Origin of the sequence: Avibacterium gallinarum (genome assembly GCF_002921135.1) — a bacterium.
Taxonomy (GTDB): domain Bacteria; phylum Pseudomonadota; class Gammaproteobacteria; order Enterobacterales; family Pasteurellaceae; genus Avibacterium; species Avibacterium gallinarum.
In genome coordinates this window covers 69,119-89,440 of record NZ_PQVJ01000006.1, presented here as the reverse complement: position 1 = coordinate 89,440, position 20,322 = coordinate 69,119, and the positions used below count along the sequence as shown (strand labels likewise).

Genomic DNA, 20,322 nt, shown 5'->3' with positions numbered 1-20,322 from the left:
TAAATAACTTGTTTTTAGATCGCAACCTGATATAAAAAACAATTATTTCATTTCAAAAATTTAATCGACTAATTAATCAACGATGAGGCGTTATGATCAAGGAAAGAAAACAAGACAAGTATGTCTTAAAATTACAGCAACTAGGGAAAGTGTATCGACTCATTGAGCAATTTGAAGAAATTTCGCGGATTGACCTTTCAAAACTCTCACGCTTAGCCCCTGCGACAATTACTTCTTTAACCCGTCAGCTTATTAACGAACGGTTAATTATTGAAAAAGCCGTGCGAAATACAGAAAACCGTGGTCGTCCAGCTATTGGTTTATGTGTATCGCCTTTTTTCTGGCAGTCTTTATGTGCGGTGTTGAGCGAAGATCGCTTTGATATTTTTCTTTGTGAATTAGATGGCACACCGCTGGCAGAACATTCCTTTCCTTTACGCCGTGAAGAATTTGCCCAATTAGATCGGGTTTTAGTTAGCTATGTGCAAGCGTTTTTAGAAAAAACAAAACTTGAACCTTATAAGGTGATCACTTTTTCCATTGCGGTAACAGGGGAGTTAGACAGTGAAGAACGCTATGTTTATCAGCTTGGCAATCGTCAGCTCACCTTAGATTTGAAAGCCTTATTTCACCCTTATTTCAAAATGCCAGTAATGGTTACGGATTATTTCCAAACTTGGCTGTTTGCTGAAAGCTCTGTGGGCAGCGTGATTGGTTGTGATCACGTTTTATTTTTACAACTTGATGAGCGGATAAATTTAAGCGTGCTATCGCAAGGTGATGTGTTACGATGTAACAAACAGCCGAAAATGAATATTGATAAACTCATCACCCCAAGATTAAACCCAATTCAGGATAAACTTAATAATCAGTTACCTGAAATTGAACGCAATCAAATCATCAATCAGCTAACACATAAAGCCATTTATAAATTGATTGATTTGGCGTATCCCAACAATCAACAAATTGATAATATTGAAAAAATCCACTTTTTATGTGAACAGGCACAAAAAAATGATGGGAAAGCCGTTGATATTATTCATCATATTGCTGATTTAACGGCTTACCATTTAATGTGTTTAGTGAATATGTTTTCTTCTAAAAAAGTGATGTTAAACACCTGTTTATTGGCAGCAAAAGAGATTTTCTTAGCCCGCTTAAATCAACGCTTATCCCTTTATCATTGCGATGTGGAAGTGGTAACGAGCCGTTATAAATGGAATAGCCCAGAAGTATTAACCGCCGCCATTAAACAAGGGATTTATGACGGCAGTTTGTTAGGTGATCTACTGAAAAATAAAGAAAAATTGTGTTAGCTCAATGTTCTCCTGATGAAATTCCTTTAGAATTCAACACAAATTGGATCATAAGGAAAAAAATGATGAGCTGCTTTTTTGTTACCGGCACAGATACGAATGTAGGGAAAACCGTATCCAGCCGTGCCATTATCCAAGCGTTGCAAAATCAAGGTATTCAGATTGTCGGCTATAAGCCCATAGCCTGTTGTCAAGAAGATTGGTCTTATTGCGAAAGCACAGTAGATAGTGATTATGGGCTAGAAAATAATTCTGATGTGCTAACCTTAATCGATGCCACAAAAGAAAATGTAACCTACCAAAATGTGAATAGTTATAGCTTTTCGCACAGTTTGCCTATGTTAAGTGAAGACGGGCAACGTATTGATATAAAAAAAATTAATGCCGATCTCAGCGCGCTGACGCAGCGTTATCAATCTGTGTTAGTGGAGGGAGCATTTGGTTGGCTAACGCCGATGAATAAGGAATACAGCTTTGCCAGCTGGGCTATTTCGCACAAAATGCCTGTAGTGCTGGTGGTTGGCATTAAAGAGGGTTGCATTAATCACGCATTGCTGACCGCACAATCCATTCAACAATCGGGCTTGCCCTTAGTGGGTTGGATCGCCAATCGCATTAACCCAGGCTTAGCCCATTATGCGGAAATTATTGAAATGCTGAGTGAAAAAATTGACGCACCGTTGCTCGGGCAAATTCCCTATGTGCATCGCCCTGAAGAACAAGAATTGGGGCATTACATTACTAATATTGAACGCTTAACTTATCTGCAAACGGAATGGGTGAAGTAGAGTAGATGAAGTAAGCGAAATTCATTCGTTTCAATCTAAATGATTATTAAAGTGCGGTGCAAAAAATCAGAATTTTTCTACCGCACTTTTTTTCGCCATTAAATATGGCTTCGGCCTAACGCCTTACAAAAAATACTACAAATGCGCTGTGCTATTCACCGTTTCCAACACAAAACGCCCTACATTTTCGTTTTCCGCTTGCTCATAGTGAACAATGCTAATGGACGTGTTATCCAAACGGATTACTCGTGGATTTTCACGGTGGTTTTGCCAGGTTGAGCCGTCAAATAGGGCAAGCAATAAACGCAATGTATGTCCGTGGGAAACCAATAAAATATTGCCTTTGTTATGCACATTGATAATGTCATAAACCGCCTGCATTGCTCGCTCAGCCAGTTCAGTAAAGGTTTCGCCGCCGTTGCTTTTGGCTTGATAATTCGCAGGATCTTTGGTCATTTGTTGAAATTCTTCGCTTTGACGAATGCTATCCACCAACACGCCCTCCCAGCTGCCAAAGAAATGTTCGTTTAAGCCTTTATGCTGAAAGAAAGGAATATTGCGCTCGCCAATAATGTATTGCGTGGTATCCATCGCGCGTTTTAACACGCTTGAATAGGCGGCGACAAAAGGCACGTTGGCTAAGTGTTCGCCTGTTTTCATTGCCCCCTCAATCCCTTCGGCGATTAGTGGAGAATCGCCTTGTCCTTGTAATAAACCTTGTTCATTCCAAACGGTGCGTCCGTGGCGAACTAAATAAAAAGTGAGCTGTTTTTTCATTGCAATCCTTAAAATGCTTAAAAAGTTGGAAAATTTACACCGCACTTATGCCTTATAAAAGCGGGCTAAATAAGAAAAATAAGCGTTCGATAACCTGCTGATAAACAGGGCGTTTTACCCAGTTTTCATAGGTTAATAAAGAAGAACTTTGGCGGTAGTGCTGTTGCAATTGGGTTACTTCATTGGCAAAACTTTGATCTTCCACCACCATTGTGACTTCAAAATTCAGCATAAAACTGCGCATATCCATATTTACCGTGCCAACAAGGGCAAGGCGGTTATCAATCAACACGCTTTTAGTATGTAATAAGCCTTGCTCAAATTGATAAATTTTCACCCCTGCGGCAAGCAGATCTTCAAAAAAGGTACGGCTCGCCCAGCTTACCATTAAAGAATCGTTTTTCTTTGGAAGAATCAGCGTAACGTCAATACCACGTAACGCCGCAATGCGTAAGGCTTCAGCAATGCTATGGCTTGGCACAAAATAAGGTGAAGTAATGGTGATGCTTTGGCGTGCGGAAAAAATCGCAATAGAAAGGGATTGCGCCATTAAATCATCAGGAAAGCCCGGGCCTGTGGCAAGAATTTGCACGGCGTGCGAGTTATTTTGATCAATAGGTAGCAAAGGGCAATCTGGCAACTGCAAGGGAATTTCTTTATCGCTTTCAATTTGCCAATCCCACGCATATAGCCCATTTAGCACGGCAGAAACAGGGCCGTTAATACGCACCATAATATCAACCCATTCGCCAACGTGGCTATTTTGTTTGAAATATTTTGGATCAACCATATTCATACTGCCGGTGTAAGCAATTTGATTATCGATCACAATAATTTTGCGGTGCTGGCGTAAATCAATACGACTAAAAAACATACGCAGTAAATTAACGTGTAGCGCTTCGGTGATCTCAATGCCACTTTCTTTCATTTTGCGGTAATTTTTGCTTTTTAGAAATTGACGGCTGCCTACGCTATCCACCAATATCCGCACCGTAACACCACGCTGTTGTGCGCTAATTAGCGCGTTCTGCACCTCTTCCACTAAGCCGCCATTCCACCAAATATAAAACACCATATTAATGCTGTGTTGGGCTTGGTGAATATCTTGAATAATGCTTTTAATAATGCTTTCTGGCGTGTCTAAAATATGTAGCTCATTACCCAGCACACAAGGGATATTTAAGCGACTTTTGGCTAAGTCAAAAATGGGGCGATAAAGCAGGGTGTTGTGATGATTAATTAATTGCGGACATTGCGAAAAATCGCCAAACCACTGGTTAAATTTGGGGGCAAGCAAACGAAATGCTTTTGCCCGTTTTGTGCCTAATTTCACTTCACCAAACACTAAATAAGCGATAATGCCCACCACTGGCACGAGATAAATAATCATCAACCAAGAAAGGGTGGCTGAAACCGATTGTTTTTTTATCACTAATCGCATTGTGATAGAAATGGTCAAAATCCAAATCAGGACAGGGACGAGATATGCTATAATCTGTTGAAAAGTAAAATTCATTTATTTTTAACCGCACTTTTATAAACATCTAATTATGCCAGAGATCACAACGCCAATGTTCGACATTGTTTTTCAGCACGCCGATTTTATCATTATTCACAAGCCTTGTGGCATTTCCGTGCATAAAGATGATCAGGCGCTTGGTCTAACCACCTTAGTGGCTCAGCAATTAAATTTGCCCCAAGTGTGGCTAGTGCATCGGTTAGATAAGGTGACTTCTGGGTTGTTAATCTTGGCGTTGAATAAACAGGCGGCGGCAACCTTGTCAGGGCTATTTGCCGATCATCGCATCGAGAAAACCTATCTGGCGTTATCCACCGAAAAGCCAAAGAAAAAGCAAGGGCGAATTGTGGGAGATATGCAAAAATCTCGCAATGGTACTTGGAAATTATGCCAAAGCAAGGAAAACCCTGCCATCACGCGTTTTTCTTCCCTAAGCTGCGAGCCAAATTTACGCCTTTTTATTTTGTTTCCGCAAACAGGCAAAACGCACCAGTTACGCGTGGCGATGAAAAGCCTAGGTAGCCCGATTTTAGGTGATGAACTTTATGGCGGAAATAAACAAAAATCCGACCGCACTTATTTGCATTGTTATCAGCTGAAATTTACTTACAAAGACCAGTGGATCAATGTGAAAACTCTGCCAAAAACAGGCAAATTTTTCACCGCACTTTCCGTGCAAGAAAAAATTCAGCAATGGGAAAGGGAGAATAATTGTGAAAAGCCACAATAAAAACGTGATTTTTTAAGGCGTTAGTATTATCATTAGGAAATTTTTCAAATGTTAGATTGTTATTAGAGGATAGGTATGCAACACCTTAAAGACATTACAGAACAGGCAAAAGACGCGATTGAGAAATTGCACGATAAAAGCCTCGAAACCCTAGATGCGATTCGCGTAGAATATTTTGGTAAAAAAGGGCATTTTACCCAATTAATGCAAGGGTTGCGTGATATTGCCGCCGAAGAGCGTCCTGCAATGGGGGCGAAAATTAATGAGGCAAAACAGAAAGTTTTAGACTTATTAAACAGCAAAAAAGCGGAATGGGAGCAAGAAGCCTTAGATGCTCAGCTTGCCAAAGAAAGTATTGACGTGAGCTTGCCAGGGCGTAAAACGGAACTTGGTGGCTTGCACCCTGTTTCTGTAACCATTGGGCGTGTGGTGAGCTTTTTCTCTAATTTAGGTTTCACGGTGGAAGTGGGGCCTGAAATTGAAACGGATTATTACAATTTTGATGCGTTAAATATCCCCGCTCATCACCCCGCACGAGCCGATCACGATACTTTCTGGTTTGATGCACAGCGTTTATTGCGTACCCAAACCTCTGGGGTGCAAATTCGTACAATGGAAAAAGCCAAACCACCTATCCGTATTATCGCCCCTGGGCGTGTTTATCGTAATGATTACGACCAAACCCACACCCCGATGTTCCACCAAATTGAATTACTTTATGTGGATAAGCACGCCAATTTCACCGAATTAAAAGGTCTGTTACACGATTTCTTGCGTGCATTCTTTGAAGAAGATTTAAAAGTGCGTTTCCGCCCATCTTATTTCCCATTTACCGAGCCTTCTGCTGAGGTTGATGTAATGGGGAAAAATGGCAAATGGCTTGAAGTGTTAGGTTGTGGAATGGTTCACCCTAATGTGTTACGCAATGTGGGGATTGATCCTGAAGAATATTCTGGCTTTGCGGTGGGTATGGGCGTAGAGCGCTTAACAATGCTACGTTACAATGTAACAGATTTACGTTCATTCTTTGAAAATGATCTCCGTTTCTTAAAACAATTTAAGTAATAGAAAACCGAAATATTAATGTAGAGAAAGAATATGAAATTTAGTGAATTATGGGTGCGTGAATGGGTGAATCCTGCCGTTAGCACGGAACAATTATGTGATCAAATTACAATGCTTGGGCTAGAAGTCGATGGCGTTGAACCTGTTGCCGGCGAATTTAGTGGCGTTGTCGTAGGGGAAGTGGTGGAATGTGCGCAACACCCTGATGCGGATAAATTACGCGTAACCAAAGTGAATGTAGGCGGTGATCGTTTGTTAGACATCGTCTGCGGTGCACCAAATTGCCGTCAAGGCTTAAAAGTGGCTTGTGCGGTAGAAGGGGCAGTGCTACCGGGTGATTTTAAAATTAAGAAAACCAAATTACGCGGTCAGCCTTCTGAAGGAATGTTATGCTCATTCAGCGAATTAGGCATTTCAGACGATCACAATGGCATCATCGAATTGCCCGCAGATGCGCCAATTGGTACAGATTTACGTGAGTATTTGCAATTAAACGATAACAGTGTAGAAATTAGCTTAACGCCAAACCGTGCGGACTGTTTAAGCATTGCAGGAATTGCCCGTGAAGTGGGCGTGGTTAATCAGCAAGCTGTTAATGCCCCTGAAATCAAGCCTGTTGCAGCAACCATTGCAGATAAAGCACAAATTGAGGTGTTAGCACCTGAAGCTTGCCCACGTTATTTATTGCGTGTGGTGAAAAATGTGAATGTGAAAGCCCCAACGCCAATTTGGATGCAAGAAAAATTACGCCGTTGCGGTATTCGTTCTATCGATCCCGTAGTGGATATTACCAATTACATCTTACTTGAGCTTGGCCAACCAATGCACGCCTTTGATGCGGCAAAAGTGGCACAGCCAGTGCAAGTGCGTATGGCAAAAGAAGGCGAAGAATTGGTGCTGTTAGATGGCACAACCGCCAAACTTCAATCAAATACTTTAGTAATTGCCGATCAAAATGGCCCATTAGCGATGGCGGGTATTTTTGGTGGCGAAGCCAGTGGTGTGAATGCCGAAACCAAAGATGTGATTCTTGAAGCTGCATTCTTTGCGCCATTAGCCATTACAGGACGCGCTAGACAATATGGCTTGCATACCGATTCTTCACACCGTTTTGAACGTGGTGTGGATTTCAATCTTCAACACAAAGCAATGGAGCGTGCAACCGCCTTATTGTTAGAGATTTGTGGTGGCGAAGCGGGTGAAATTTGCGAAGTGGTGAGCGAAGCCAATTTACCAAAAGTAAAACAGGTGCAATTACGCCGTGAAAAATTAGATCACTTATTAGGACATCATATTCCAACAGAAACCGTTACAGACATTTTGCAACGCTTAGGCTTGCAAGTGAGCTACCAAGACGGTTTATGGACAGCCATTTCACCAAGCTGGCGTTTTGATATTGAGATTGAAGAAGACTTAATCGAAGAAGTGGCGCGCATTTACGGTTATAACAATATTCCGAACAATGCCCCATTAGCGCATTTACAAATGAAACCAATGCCTGAAAGTTTATTAGAATTGGTGCGTGTGCGTACCGCATTTGTCGATAGCGATTATCAAGAAATTGTGTCTTATAGCTTTGTTGATCCAGAAGTTCAGCAATTATTATACCCAGAGCAAGAAGCATTAATTCTGCCAAACCCAATTTCGCGTGAAATGTCGGCAATGCGCGTGTCTTTATTACCGGGCTTGCTTACAACCATTGCTTACAACCAAAATCGCCAACAAAGCCGTGTGCGTATTTTTGAAGGCGGCTTACGCTTTATTCCTGATAGCCAAGCAGAAAGCGGCGTTCGTCAAGAATATGTACTGGGTGCAGCCATTGTGGGAGATAAACGCCCTGTTCATTGGGAACAAAAAGGCGAAAATGTGGATTTCTTTGATCTAAAAGGGGATTTAGAACGCATTTTATCACTAACAAAGGCTGGAAATCGTTTGCGTTTTGTAGCAAAATCATATCCAGCGTTACACCCAGGGCAATCTGCTGCCATTATGTTAGACGATAAAGAAATCGGTTATATTGGCACGGTGCATCCAAAAGTGGTGCAACAGCTTGGTTTATCTGGTAAACCTATCGTATTTGAAATTGAATGGGCTGCCATTGCAGAAAGACCTGTTCCAAATGCCAAAGAAATTTCTCGTTTCCCTGCAAATAAACGTGATTTGGCGGTTGTAGTGGATAGCGCAACACCAGCGGGCGATGTGTTAGAAGTATGTCGTCAAGCGGGCGGAAAACAGCTTGTAAACGTAAGTTTATTTGATGTTTACCAAGGGGCGAATTTACCAGAAGGTAAGAAAAGTTTAGCCATTAGCTTAACCATTCAAGACACGGATAAAACCCTTGAAGAGAAAGAGATTAATGCGGTAATTTCAGCGGTATTAGACGCATTAAAACAACGATTTGATGCTTATTTGAGAGATTAATATTATGACATTGACCAAAGTTGAATTAGCCGATAGCTTAATTGAAAAGCATAATCTAAATAAACGTGATGCCAAAGTCTTGGTGGAAAGTTTTTTTGAAGAAATTCGTGTCGCACTCGAAAACGGGCAGGAGGTAAAATTATCAGGATTTGGTAATTTTGAATTGCGTGATAAGGCTTCTCGCCCTGGACGCAACCCCAAAACAGGGGAAAGTGTTCCCGTTTCTGCGCGCCGTGTTGTGGTGTTCAAACCCGGTCAGAAATTGCGTTCTCGTGTAGAAAAATCTAAGCCAAAAGCTTAAATATTTTCCATTAAAACTATCTGCACATTAAAAATGTGCGGATAGTTTTTTATTCTTTTTATTTTTAGAGTTTACAATGAATTTAGTTAAAACCTTGCTTATTGGGAGTGCCGTATTACTGAGTGTTGCGTGTTCGAGCTCGAGGGAGATATCTTCCGTTAAATATAAGTCCTTCAAACACAATAATTATCAGAGCCAGTTAAATGACCCTATTATGGCAATTGCAATGTTGTCAGAACATCAGCGCGAATGGGCTGGCACCCCCTATCGTTTAGGCGGGCAAAGTCGCCGCGGTATTGATTGTTCTGCTTTTGTACAAACTACCTTCCGTGATCGTTTCAATATTCACTTACCACGAACTACAAAAGAACAAGTGAAATATGGGAAAAGAGTAGCCAAAGAAGATATTCAGACAGGGGATTTAGTTTTCTTCAAAACAGGACGCGGGCCAAATGGCTACCACGTTGGGATTTATGTGAAAGACGGCCAATTCCTACACGCTTCAACCAAAGGCGGCGTGATTTATTCTTCACTCAACAGCCCTTACTGGACGCGTACCTATTGGCAAGCGCGTAGAATGTAAAACCTAATTGATAGAAAATACAGAAATAAAAAGTGCGGTGGAAAATTTTTGATTTTTTCACCGCACTTTATTTTTGCTCTTCTTTTATTCGGCCTTTGTTTAACTCACTTCCTTGAACGTAATCATTTCATTTTGGCTGAAATCCGTTTGCTCATCTTCATCTTGGAATAATGGGGTAGTAGGCAGATCTTGTTTATCAAAAGCAATATCCCCTTCCACGCCGTCTAGGTTTTGTCCACGTTGAATATCTTTGAAATTAAACAAATTTTTATCGCATAGGTGCGAAGGCACAATATTTTGCATTGCGCTGAACATTGTTTCGATGCGCCCCGGATATTGGCGATCCCAAGTTTGCAACATTTCTTTTACTACTTGGCGTTGCAAGTTAGGTTGCGAACCGCATAGATTACAAGGAATAATCGGGAATTGTTTGGCGATGGAATATTTTTCAATGTCCTTTTCTTTGCAATAAGCCAACGGACGAATCACAATTTGCTTGCCGTCATCACTGATCAGTTTTGGTGGCATTGATTTCAGCTTGCCACCGTAGAACATATTTAAAAATAAGGTTTCCAACATATCATCACGATGATGACCAAGGGCGATTTTGGTTGCGCCAAGTTCTGTGGCTGTGCGGTATAAAATCCCACGTCTTAAACGAGAACAAAGGGAACAGGTGGTTTTGCCCTCAGGAATTTTTTCTTTCACAATGCCGTAGGTATTTTCTTCCACGATTTTGTAATCCACGCCAATGCTCTCTAAATATTCAGGTAAGACGTGTTCGGGAAACCCCGGTTGTTTTTGATCTAAATTTACCGCCACAATATCAAAATGAATCGGGGCATTAAGGCGTAAATTAAGCAAAATATCCAACAACGTGTAGCTGTCTTTACCGCCAGATAAACACACCATCACCTTATCACCATCTTCAATCATATTAAAATCGGCAATAGCTGCGCCCACATTACGGCGTAGGCGTTTTTGTAACTTATTGAAATTATAGATTTGTTTCTTTGTTTTTTCGTTTTGAGAAGTTAAATTTTCGCTCATTGGGTTTATTATTCGGTTATATCAATTTAAAAAACTTGCGTATAGTAAGGGGTAATGGAATTTTTTCCAATAGGAATGTGCAGGATTAGGTCTTTTTAGGTAGCTAAAAAGATGAAAATTTTTGACCGCACTTTATTATGCGGTCATTGCTGATTATACGGAATGAATATGCTGGAGAAGCACTTCATTAATACGCGATTGCCAACCTTTCCCTGTGGCTTTAAAGGCCTCAATCACTTCAGGTGATAAGCGAATAGTGATAATTTGTTTGGTTGGCGTTTTTTGTTTGCCCCTTACTTTCGGTTTTATATGTCCTTGCTTTTCCATTTCCGCTTGATGTGCAAGCACCATATTGACAAAATCATCAGGCATTGTTTCTTGTAATGATTTCATTTGTGTAAAATCGCTTTGCTGTAATTCTCGGGCTTCGCCTTCAGCACTAATCAGCGGTGTGTTTTTCTCTGTTTTCATATTTTTCAATATTTCGAAAATTTTTCTTTTGGGTGGTTTATTGTAAATACACTTTGCTAAATAACAAGTTTTTGTAAACATTTTTGGTAAAAAAACGATCTACAAGATCCGTAAAAATTCCTGTATAATCAACTACAATTTTTGTCTAATTTTTATTTGCTTGTGAGAATACACAATGCTTGAAACATCACAAACAATCCCTGAATTGGTTTCTTGGGCGAGAGAGCGAGAGTTTTCGCTGAATTTGCCGACCGATCGTTTGGCATTTTTATTGGCCATTGCCATTTATAATAATGAGCGCTTAGACGGTGAAATGCTGGAAACCGATTTAGTGGATATTTTCCGCCATACGGCATCTGCCTTTGAGCAATCTCCCGATAATATTGCCACCCGCGCCAATAATGCGATTAATGAATTGGTAAAACAGCGCTTTCTCAATCGTTTTAGTAGTGAATTTACCGAGGGCTTGGCGATTTATCGTTTAACGCCGTTGGGCGTTGGGGTGTCGGATTATTACATTCGCCAACGTGAATTTTCTGCCTTACGCCTTTCTGTTCAGCTTTCAATTGTGGCAGATGAAATTCAACGCGCTTCTGAAGCGGCGGAAGAAGGGGGCGATGAGCATCATTGGCGGCGTAATGTGTTTGCGCCATTAAAATATTCTGTGGCGGAGATTTTCGATAGCATTGATTTTTCCCAACGTGTGATGGACGAAAATCAGCAAAGCATTAAAGATGAAATCGCAGAGCTATTAACCAAAGATTGGCAAGCCGCTATTTCAAGCTGTGAGCGTTTGTTAGATGAAACCTCAAGCAATCTGCGTGAATTGCAAGATACGCTCAATTCCGCGGGGGATAAACTGCAAGCGCAATTATTGCGTATTCAAGATTGTGTGATCGGTCAGGAAAATCTTTATTTTATCGATCAGCTTATCATTGATTTGCAAGCAAAATTAGACCGCATTATCAGCTGGGGACAACAGTCTATTGACTTATGGATTGGCTATGACCGCCACGTGCATAAATTTATTCGTACCGCGATTGATATGGACAAAAATCGCGTCTTTTCACAGCGTTTACGTCAGTCTATTCAACAATATTTTGAAAATCCTTGGTATTTATGGACAGCGCAGGCTGAGCGTTTAGTGGATTTGCGTGATGAAGAACTGGTGCTGCGTGAAGAAGATGCGCTCGGGGAACTGCCAGAAGAATTACAATACGAAAGTTTGGCGGATTTACACGATCAAATTGTAGAACATATGCAAAGCTTGTTAATTGCCTACCGTGAGCATAACCGTCCGATTGATTTAAGTTTAGTGCTGAAAGAGCAGTTGGAAAATTACCCAGTTTCACGTCATTTTGATGTGGCACGAATTATTGTCGATCAGGCAATGCGCTTAGGTATGGCAAGTGGTGATTTAACCGGTGCTTATCCGCAATGGCAAAAAATTAACGAACAGGGCGCTGAAGTACAAGCCAATATCATTGATGAATATAACTAATTTTTAGAGAACCAAACTATGACAGAGCAGCTACAAGAGATACTTTCCGTAAAACAAGCGCAGGCCATTGCAAATCCCCTTTTTCCTGCGGTGGATAGCCAATTGCGTGCAGGGCGACACATTAGTTTAGAGCAATTGGATAATCACGCCTTTTTGATGGATTTTCAAAACGAACTAGACCAATTTTATCGCCGTTATAATGTGGAATTAATTCGTGCGCCAGAAGGCTTTTTCTATTTGCGTCCCAAAGCTACCACGCTGATTGCGCGTTCGGTGCTTTCTGAATTAGAAATGTTGGTTGGTAAAGTGCTGTGTTATTTGTATTTAAGCCCAGAGCGCCTTGCTCAACAAGGCATTTTCAGCACACAAGAAGTGTATGATGAATTGCTCAATTTGGCCGATGAAAGCAAGCTGTTAAAAGTGGTGAATCAGCGTTCTTCAGGGTCAGATTTAGATAAACAAAAACTAGCAGAAAAAGTCCGCGCTGCGTTAAATCGCTTACGCCGTTTAGGAATGATTTCAACCGTTGGCGATCAGCATAGTGGAAAATTTGTGATTTCAGAAGCGGTATTCCGTTTTGGTGCAGAAGTGCGTGCTGGTGATGATCCAATGGAAGCGCAATTACGCTTGATCCGTGATGGGGAAGCCGCAACACCACAATCCTTACAAGATGAGAAAAGTGCGGTGCAAAATGGCGAAGAAATTGAAGAATTTGATGAAGAAGGGGAAGAATAATGACCAAAGAATTTGAATTAGAAAGCGATAATTTAACCCTTGAAAGCGAAGCAATGGAAAATCATCAAACTGAAGAATTAGATATTATGGAAACCGTATCAGTGCAATCGCAAGATACGGCCGCGCCTGTTGGGCAAAATGTAGAACGTGGAAAATTCCGCTCGCTCACACTGATCAACTGGAACGGTTTTTTTGCCCGCACTTTTGATTTAGATGAATTAGTCACCACCTTATCAGGGGGAAATGGGGCAGGGAAATCCACCACAATGGCCGGCTTTGTTACCGCGTTAATTCCTGATTTAACCCTATTGCATTTCCGTAACACCACAGAAGCAGGGGCGACCACAGGTTCACGAGATAAAGGTTTGCACGGTAAACTCAAACCGGGTGTTTGTTATGCCGTGTTAGATGCGGTGAATTCTCGTCATCAACGTGTTTTAGTGGGGGCACGTCTGCAACAAGTGGCAGGGCGTGATAAAAAAGTGGATATAAAAACCTTTTCTATTCAAGGCCTTCCTTTATCTTTAGCGCCAATTAGTGTCCTAACTGAAGTGGTAAGTGAGCGTCAAGCCCGTGTGCTGACCTTAAACGAATTAAAAGAGAAAATCGAAACACTTGGCGCGCAATTTAAGCAATATCACTCAATCACCGATTATCACGGAATGATGTTTGATTTAGGTATTATTCCTAAGCGTCTGCGTTCGTCTTCTGATCGCAGCAAGTTTTATAAATTAATCGAAGCCTCACTTTACGGTGGGATTTCCAGTGCTATTACCCGATCTTTGCGAGATTATTTATTACCAGAAAATTTAGGGGTGCGTAAGGCTTTCCAGGATATGGAAAGTGCCTTGCGCGAAAACCGTATGACCCTTGAGGCGATTAAGGTAACGCAATCAGATCGTGATTTATTCAAGCATTTAATTACCGAAACCACCAATTATGTGGCATCAGATTATATGCGTAATGCCAACGAACGCCGTGGCAATGTGGAAAATGCTTTAGCGCACCGTAAAGAATGGTATTTAGCCAAATCGGAACGCGATTTATCGCAACATCGTTTGGTGGATTTTAGCCGTGAATTGGCGGAACTCAACGAAAGCGAACAAACCCTTGAAGTGGATCATCAAAGTGCCGTTGATCATCTGAATTTAGTGCTGAATGCCTTACGCCATCAAGAAAAAATCTCACGTTATCAAGATGATGTAGAAGGTTTACGGGAAAAGTTAGAAGAGCAAAAGTTTGCCGTAGAAGAAGCCTCTGAACAGCACGAAGAAAGCCAAGCACAATTAGAACAGTATGAGCAAGAAGTGGATCAACTGCGTGGTCAATTAGCCGATTATCAACAAGCCCTTGATGCGCAACAAACTCGTGCGTTGCAATATCAACAAGCTATTCAAGCGCTTGAAAAAGCCAAAACCCTTTGTGGATTGGCTGATCTGTCCACCAAAAATGTAGAAGATTATCACGCTGAATTTGCCGCGCAAGCCGAAGATCTCACCAATAAAGTGCTGGATTTAGAGCAAAAAATGTCGATTTCCGAAATGGCGAAATCGCAGTTTGATAAAGCCTATCAGCTCGTTTGCCAAATTGCAGGGGAAATGCCGCGTTCGGCCGCGTGGGAAAGTGCAAAAGCCTTGTTGAGTGAATATCCAAGCCAAAAAGTGCAAGCGCAACAAACGCCACAACTTCGCGCCAAATTACACGAATTAGAACAGCGTTATCAGCAACAACAAAGTGCGGTGCGTTTATTGAAAGAATTTAATCAGCGTGCAGAATTAGGACTCGAAACCGCCGATGAAATTGAAGAATATTACGCCGAGCAAGAAAGCCTTGTTGATGAGCTAAATGACGAATTGGCAGAGCAGGTGGAACAGCGCTCAACCTTGCGTCAAAAACGTGAACAGTTGAACGCGCGTTACAATGAAAATGCCAATAAAGCCCCAGCGTGGCTCACTGCCCAGTCTGCACTTGAGCGCTTGCAAGAACAAAGCCATAGCCAGTTTAGCGACAGCCAAGATGTGATGAATTTTATGCAATCACTGTTGGTAAAAGAACGTGAATTAACCATTAAACGCGATCAGTTAGAGCAAAAACGTCAGCAACTTGATGAGCAAATTTCCCGTTTAAGTCAGCCAGATGGTTCTGAAGATCCGCGTCTAAATGTGTTAGCAGAACGCTTTGGGGGCGTGTTGCTTTCTGAACTTTATGATGACGTGCCGATTGAAGATGCGCCTTATTTCTCTGCGCTATATGGCCCAGCTCGCCACGCCATTGTGGTGCGCGATTTAGAGGCGGTGAAAGCACAATTAGCCCAGCTTGAAGATTGCCCTGATGATTTATACCTTATCGAAGGTGATCCAAGTTCTTTTGATGACAGCGTATTGTCAGCCCAAGAGCTTGAGCTAGGGGTTGTGGTTCAGGTGTCGAACCGTGAATTACGTTATTCAAAATTCCCTGAAATCCCATTATTTGGTCGTGCCGCGCGGGAAAAACATTTAGAAGCCTTGCAAATTGAACGTGATGAGGTGTCGGAACAATATGCAGAATGTGCCTTTGATGTGCAAAAATGCCAACGTTTACACGAACATTTCAGCCAATTTGTTGGTTTACACTTGGCCCTTGCATTCCAGCCAAACCCTGAAGAATTGATGGCAGAAATTCGCCGTGAACAAGGGGACATTGAGCGTGAATTAGGGCAGTTTAGCACCACAGAACAACAAATTCGTCTTAAATTAGACAGTGCTAAGGAAAAATTACAGTTATTAAATAAACTAATTCCGCAGCTTTCTGTGATTGATGATGAAAGTTTATTAGATCGAATTGAAGAATGTCGCGAACAGCTTGATTTAGCCGAGCAAGATGAGCATTTTATCCGTCAATATGGCGTGACATTGTCACAGCTTGAACCGATTGCCAACACTCTACAAAGCGATCCTGAAAATTACGAACGCCTAAAAGCGGAATACGAACAAGCGGTCAATCAGCAAAAACAAGTACAGTTGCGTGTGTTTGCTTTGGCAGACGTAGCGCAGCGTAAAGCACATTTTGATTACAAAGAAAGCGTTCAATCGGAAACCTCCGAATTAAATGAGCAACTGCGCAACCGTTTAGAGCAAGTGCAACAACAGCGTGAGCAACAGCGTGAACAAGTGCGCCAAAAACAAGTGCGTTTTGCCCAATATAATCAGGTCTATATTGAACTGCGCAGTTCTTATGAAGAAAAAAATAAAGTGCTAAACGAGCTACTTGAAGAAATCAGTCAGCTTGGTGTACGCGCAGATGACGGGGCAGAGCAACGCGCCCAAGCTCGTCGTGATGAGCTTTCGCAACAGCTTTCAACCGTGCGTAACCGCCGCCGCTATTTAGAAAAACAATTAACGCTCATCGAAAGTGAAAGTGAAAATCTGAACCGCCGTATTCGCAAAGCGGAGCGTGATTACAAAACCCAGCGTGAATTGGTGGTCGCGATGAAAGCTAGCTGGTGTGTGGTGTTGCGTTTATCACGCAATAGTGATGTAGAAAAACGCTTAAATCGCCGCGAACTGGCTTATCTTTCTGCCGATGAATTGCGTTCAATGTCAGATAAAGCCCTTGGTGCGTTGCGTACTGCCGTGGCTGACAATGAATACCTGCGCGATGCCCTGCGTTCATCAGAAGATAATCGTAAACCAGAAAACAAAGTGCGGTTCTTTATTGCTGTTTATCAGCATTTGCGTGAGCGTATCCGTCAAGACATTATCAAAACGGACGATCCAATTGATGCGATTGAACAAATGGAAATCGAATTATCTCGCCTTACTGCAGAACTAACCAATCGCGAGAAAAAATTGGCGATTAGCTCCGAAAGTGTGGCGAACATTATGCGTAAGACTATTCAGCGTGAGCAAAATCGTATTCGTATGCTGAACCAAGGGCTACAAAACATTGCCTTTGGTCAGGTGAAATCGGTGCGCTTAGTGGTGAATATTCGTGATACTCACGCAATGTTGCTGGACGCGCTTTCCGATCGTCAAGATGATTATCAAGATTTATTCTCTGATAACCGCATTACCTTCTCCGAAGCCATTGCGAAATTGTATCAGCGCTTAAATCCGCATATTGATATGGGGCAGCGTACGGCACAAACCATTGGTGAAGAATTGTTGGATTACCGCAATTACCTTGATTTGGAAGTGGAAGTCTATCGTGGCGCAGACGGCTGGTTGCGTGCGGAAAGTGGTGCATTATCCACAGGTGAAGCCATTGGTACTGGTATGTCAATCTTGTTAATGGTGGTACAAAGCTGGGAAGAAGAAAGCCGCCGTATTCGTGGTAAAGACATTGTGCCTTGTCGCTTATTATTCCTTGATGAAGCCGCGCGTTTAGATGCGAAATCCATTTCAACCTTGTTTGAACTTTGCTCTCGCTTGGATATGCAATTATTAATTGCCGCGCCTGAAAACATTAGCCCAGAGAAAGGGACAACCTATAAACTGGTGCGTAAGATTTTCGGTAACCAAGAAATGGTTCAAGTTTCTGCCTTACGCGGTTTTGGCGCAACGGAATAGAATAGGCAATAAACAAAAGTGCGGTGCAAAAATACAAAATTTTTCACCGCACTTTACTCGTTATCTTTTCACTTTAAATCTCGCAAGGAAATAAAATGCACTATTTATTTCTCGCCATTGCTTGCAGCGTTGCGGTATCTGTGCTGCTAAAAGTCGCACGCCGATTCAACGTCGTGATCGAGCAAGCAATCGCCTTCAATTATCTTATCGCACTTTTACTCAGCTATTTTTTATTACAGCCGAACTTTCAAGGGCAGGGCTTTACCGATTTTATCGTACAAAATGAAAATAGCGCGATTTTCCTGAGTTTAGGCTTATTGTTGCCTAGCGTGTTTATCATTATGTCAAAAGCCGTTGAATTTGCAGGTATAGTGCGTTCTGATGCAGCGCAGCGTTTATCGTTATTTTTGCCTATTTTGGCGGCGTTTGTATTATTTGGCGAACAGCTCAGTCAATCGCGTATTATCAGCTTAATCTTGGCGTTTTCAGCGCTATTTTGTTTAATTAATAAACCGCGCGAGCAAGGGCTTTCAGTTAAAGGTGGATTGAGTTTGCTCGCTGTATGGTTTGGTTATGGCGTGATTGATATTTTATTCAAGCAGACCGCCAAAATGGGCAGCGCCTTTCCAACCACCTTGTTTATTGCCTTTGCCTTAGCAATGTGCGTGATGTTTATGTATTTATTGATTAAACGAACCCAGTGGAATGGGGCGAGTTTGTTAGCTGGCATTGTACTCGGTGGGCTAAATTTTATGAATATTCTATTTTATATTCGCGCTCATCAAAGTTTCAGCCAAAATCCAACCCTTGTTTTTGCGGGAATGAATATTGGCGTAATTTGTCTCGGCACACTTGTGGGTGCAATAGTATTCAAAGAAAAAATAAGCAAAATTAATGGGGTAGGCGTGGTGCTTGGTATTTCTGCTATTCTTAGCCTATTTTATTTAGAACCTTTTTTGACAAGGTAAGATAATGCAAGATAATTTCAGTTTTTTTGTTTACGATTACGAAAGTTTTGGGGTAAATCCTGCCACCGATCGTCCTGCGCAATTCGCCGGGATTCGTACAGACAAGGATTTTAATATTATTGGTGAGCCTGTGATGTTCTATTGCAAACAAACCAATGATTACTTGCCCTCGCCAACGGCAGTGATGGTAACTGGCATCACGCCACAGCAATGCAATGAACAAGGTTTGCCTGAACCTGAATTTGCTGCGCGGATTTTGCAAGAGTTCTCTCAACCAAACACTTGTGTAATGGGCTTTAATAATATCCGTTATGATGATGAAATGACCCGTTATACCTTTTATCGGAATTTTATCGATCCTTACGAATATAGCTGGAAAAATGGCAATTCTCGCTGGGATTTACTGGATTTAGTGCGTGCCTGTTATGCTTTGCGGCCTGATGGCATAAACTGGGTTTATGATGATGACGGAATGCCATCTTTCCGCTTAGAAAATTTAACCAAAGCCAATGGAATAGAGCATAGCAATGCCCACGATGCAATGGCTGATGTGTATGCAACCATTGAAATGGCGAAATTAATCAAGGAAAAACAACCAAGATTATTCCAGTTTTTCTTTGAGCATCGCGATAAAAAATCCCTTGAAGCAATGATTAACACCGCAGAAATGACGCCATTGGTGCACGTTTCAGGAATGTTGGGGAATTATCGCGGTAACACTACTTGGATTGCCCCTTTAGCCTGGCACCCAACCAATAAAAATGCTGTTATTGTGTGTGATTTAGATAGCAATATTGATGATCTACTCAATAAAAGTGCGGAAGAATTACGCCAAAATTTATATACCAAAAAAGCGGAATTGGAAGAACAAGGCATTTTGCCTGTTCCATTAAAATTAGTGCATATCAACAAATGTCCAATCTTAGCCCCCGCCAAAACCTTGTTACCAGAAAATGCACAACGCCTAGGCATTGACCGCCAGCGTTGCTTAGCAAACCTTGCTAAATTGCGTGCCGATCTCAACATTCGTGAAAAAGTATTACAGATTTTCACTGATGAACGCGTCTTTGAGCCAAGCGATAATGTGGAAACTGAATTGTATAGTGGATTTTTCAGTCCAAATGATAAAAATAATATGGCCATTTTACGCGATTTAGCTCCTGAAAAATTGGCCGAACATAATTTAACCTTCCAAGATAAACGTGTTGATGCGTTGTTATTCCATTATCGCGCGCGCCATTTCTACAAGACTTTAACCCGAGCAGAGCAGTTACGTTGGGATAAATACCGCCGCAGAAAACTAGAACAAAGTGCAGTGCAATTTGAGCAAGAATTACAAACCTTGGCGGAAGAACATCAAAACAATCCTGAAAAATTAGCCTTATTGCAGCAGGTTTATGAATATGGGGTGAAATTATTGGGTTAGATTTGTGATGCTGTAACAATCTGATCAAATTTTGCTAAATTGCGTAGAATAAAAAATCGAGTAATCTGATTGCTCGATTTTTTTATTTTTTGCGTAAAGTTATTATTGAATAATATTTTTTGAA

Annotated in this window: 15 protein-coding genes and 1 pseudogene; 12 read left to right on the top strand and 4 right to left on the bottom strand. The window is 41.6% G+C overall.

Features of this window, described 5'->3' with window-relative positions; translation table 11 throughout:
• Positions 1–92 precede the first annotated feature (92 nt).
• Positions 93–1,316: an ROK family protein gene (locus tag C3007_RS02065; protein ID WP_103852854.1), complete on the top strand. Its 1,224-nt coding sequence runs from the start codon at positions 93–95 to the stop codon at positions 1,314–1,316.
• A 65-nt stretch (positions 1,317–1,381) separates the two neighbouring features.
• On the top strand, positions 1,382–2,104 hold the full coding sequence (gene bioD, locus C3007_RS02060; protein WP_103852853.1) for a dethiobiotin synthase: 723 nt from the start codon (positions 1,382–1,384) through the stop codon (positions 2,102–2,104).
• Between the two features lie 135 nt (positions 2,105–2,239).
• Here bioD and C3007_RS02055 read toward each other — a convergent pair whose 3' ends face one another.
• Both C3007_RS02055 and cls read right to left on the bottom strand, forming a co-directional pair.
• Positions 2,240–2,881 carry a histidine phosphatase family protein gene (locus tag C3007_RS02055; RefSeq protein WP_103852852.1) on the bottom strand — a complete coding sequence of 214 codons (642 nt, stop codon included), beginning with the start codon at positions 2,879–2,881 and terminating at the stop codon, positions 2,240–2,242.
• A gap of 52 nt (positions 2,882–2,933) precedes the next feature.
• Positions 2,934–4,397: a cardiolipin synthase gene (cls, locus tag C3007_RS02050; protein WP_103852851.1), complete on the bottom strand. Its 1,464-nt coding sequence runs from the start codon at positions 4,395–4,397 to the stop codon at positions 2,934–2,936.
• Between the two features lie 34 nt (positions 4,398–4,431).
• On the opposite strand from cls, the gene C3007_RS02045 reads away from it, so the two are divergent.
• The 5 genes from C3007_RS02045 to C3007_RS02025 all read left to right on the top strand — a co-directional run bounded on the left by C3007_RS02045 (position 4,432) and on the right by C3007_RS02025 (position 9,500).
• Positions 4,432–5,130, top strand: a complete 699-nt coding sequence (locus C3007_RS02045; protein ID WP_103852850.1) for a TIGR01621 family pseudouridine synthase — start codon at positions 4,432–4,434, stop codon at positions 5,128–5,130.
• Between the two features lie 75 nt (positions 5,131–5,205).
• Positions 5,206–6,195 carry a phenylalanine--tRNA ligase subunit alpha gene (gene pheS, locus C3007_RS02040; protein ID WP_103852849.1) on the top strand — a complete coding sequence of 330 codons (990 nt, stop codon included), beginning with the start codon at positions 5,206–5,208 and terminating at the stop codon, positions 6,193–6,195.
• A gap of 33 nt (positions 6,196–6,228) precedes the next feature.
• Positions 6,229–8,616 carry a phenylalanine--tRNA ligase subunit beta gene (pheT, locus tag C3007_RS02035; RefSeq protein WP_103852848.1) on the top strand — a complete coding sequence of 796 codons (2,388 nt, stop codon included), beginning with the start codon at positions 6,229–6,231 and terminating at the stop codon, positions 8,614–8,616.
• A gap of 4 nt (positions 8,617–8,620) precedes the next feature.
• Positions 8,621–8,917 (top strand): integration host factor subunit alpha, encoded by a 297-nt coding sequence (locus C3007_RS02030; RefSeq protein WP_103852847.1) that lies wholly within the window; start codon positions 8,621–8,623, stop codon positions 8,915–8,917.
• A 76-nt stretch (positions 8,918–8,993) separates the two neighbouring features.
• Positions 8,994–9,500 carry a C40 family peptidase gene (locus C3007_RS02025; RefSeq protein ID WP_103852846.1) on the top strand — a complete coding sequence of 169 codons (507 nt, stop codon included), beginning with the start codon at positions 8,994–8,996 and terminating at the stop codon, positions 9,498–9,500.
• 99 nt (positions 9,501–9,599) lie between these two features.
• Here the strand turns inward: C3007_RS02025 and ttcA are convergent, their stop codons facing one another.
• Both ttcA and C3007_RS02015 read right to left on the bottom strand, forming a co-directional pair.
• Positions 9,600–10,550, bottom strand: a complete 951-nt coding sequence (ttcA, locus tag C3007_RS02020) for a tRNA 2-thiocytidine(32) synthetase TtcA (RefSeq protein WP_103852845.1) — start codon at positions 10,548–10,550, stop codon at positions 9,600–9,602.
• Positions 10,551–10,703: 153 nt separating this feature from the next.
• Entirely contained in the window at positions 10,704–11,021 is a 318-nt protein-coding gene (locus C3007_RS02015; protein ID WP_103852944.1) for a BrnA antitoxin family protein, read from the bottom strand.
• A 175-nt stretch (positions 11,022–11,196) separates the two neighbouring features.
• Here C3007_RS02015 and mukF point away from each other — a divergent pair, with 175 nt between their 5' ends.
• From mukF to sbcB, 5 genes and pseudogenes are all read left to right on the top strand, one after another.
• Positions 11,197–12,522, top strand: coding sequence for a chromosome partition protein MukF (mukF, locus tag C3007_RS02010; protein WP_103852844.1), 1,326 nt, complete (start codon positions 11,197–11,199; stop codon positions 12,520–12,522).
• Positions 12,523–12,540: 18 nt separating this feature from the next.
• Positions 12,541–13,257: a chromosome partition protein MukE gene (mukE, locus tag C3007_RS02005; RefSeq protein ID WP_103852843.1), complete on the top strand. Its 717-nt coding sequence runs from the start codon at positions 12,541–12,543 to the stop codon at positions 13,255–13,257.
• Between the two features lie 137 nt (positions 13,258–13,394).
• Positions 13,395–17,804: pseudogene (gene mukB / locus C3007_RS02000) on the top strand (chromosome partition protein MukB); the annotation flags it as partial.
• 95 nt (positions 17,805–17,899) lie between these two features.
• Positions 17,900–18,772: a DMT family transporter gene (locus tag C3007_RS01995; protein ID WP_103852841.1), complete on the top strand. Its 873-nt coding sequence runs from the start codon at positions 17,900–17,902 to the stop codon at positions 18,770–18,772.
• 4 nt (positions 18,773–18,776) lie between these two features.
• Positions 18,777–20,198 (top strand): exodeoxyribonuclease I, encoded by a 1,422-nt coding sequence (gene sbcB, locus C3007_RS01990; protein ID WP_103852840.1) that lies wholly within the window; start codon positions 18,777–18,779, stop codon positions 20,196–20,198.
• The last annotated feature ends 124 nt before the right edge of the window (positions 20,199–20,322 follow it).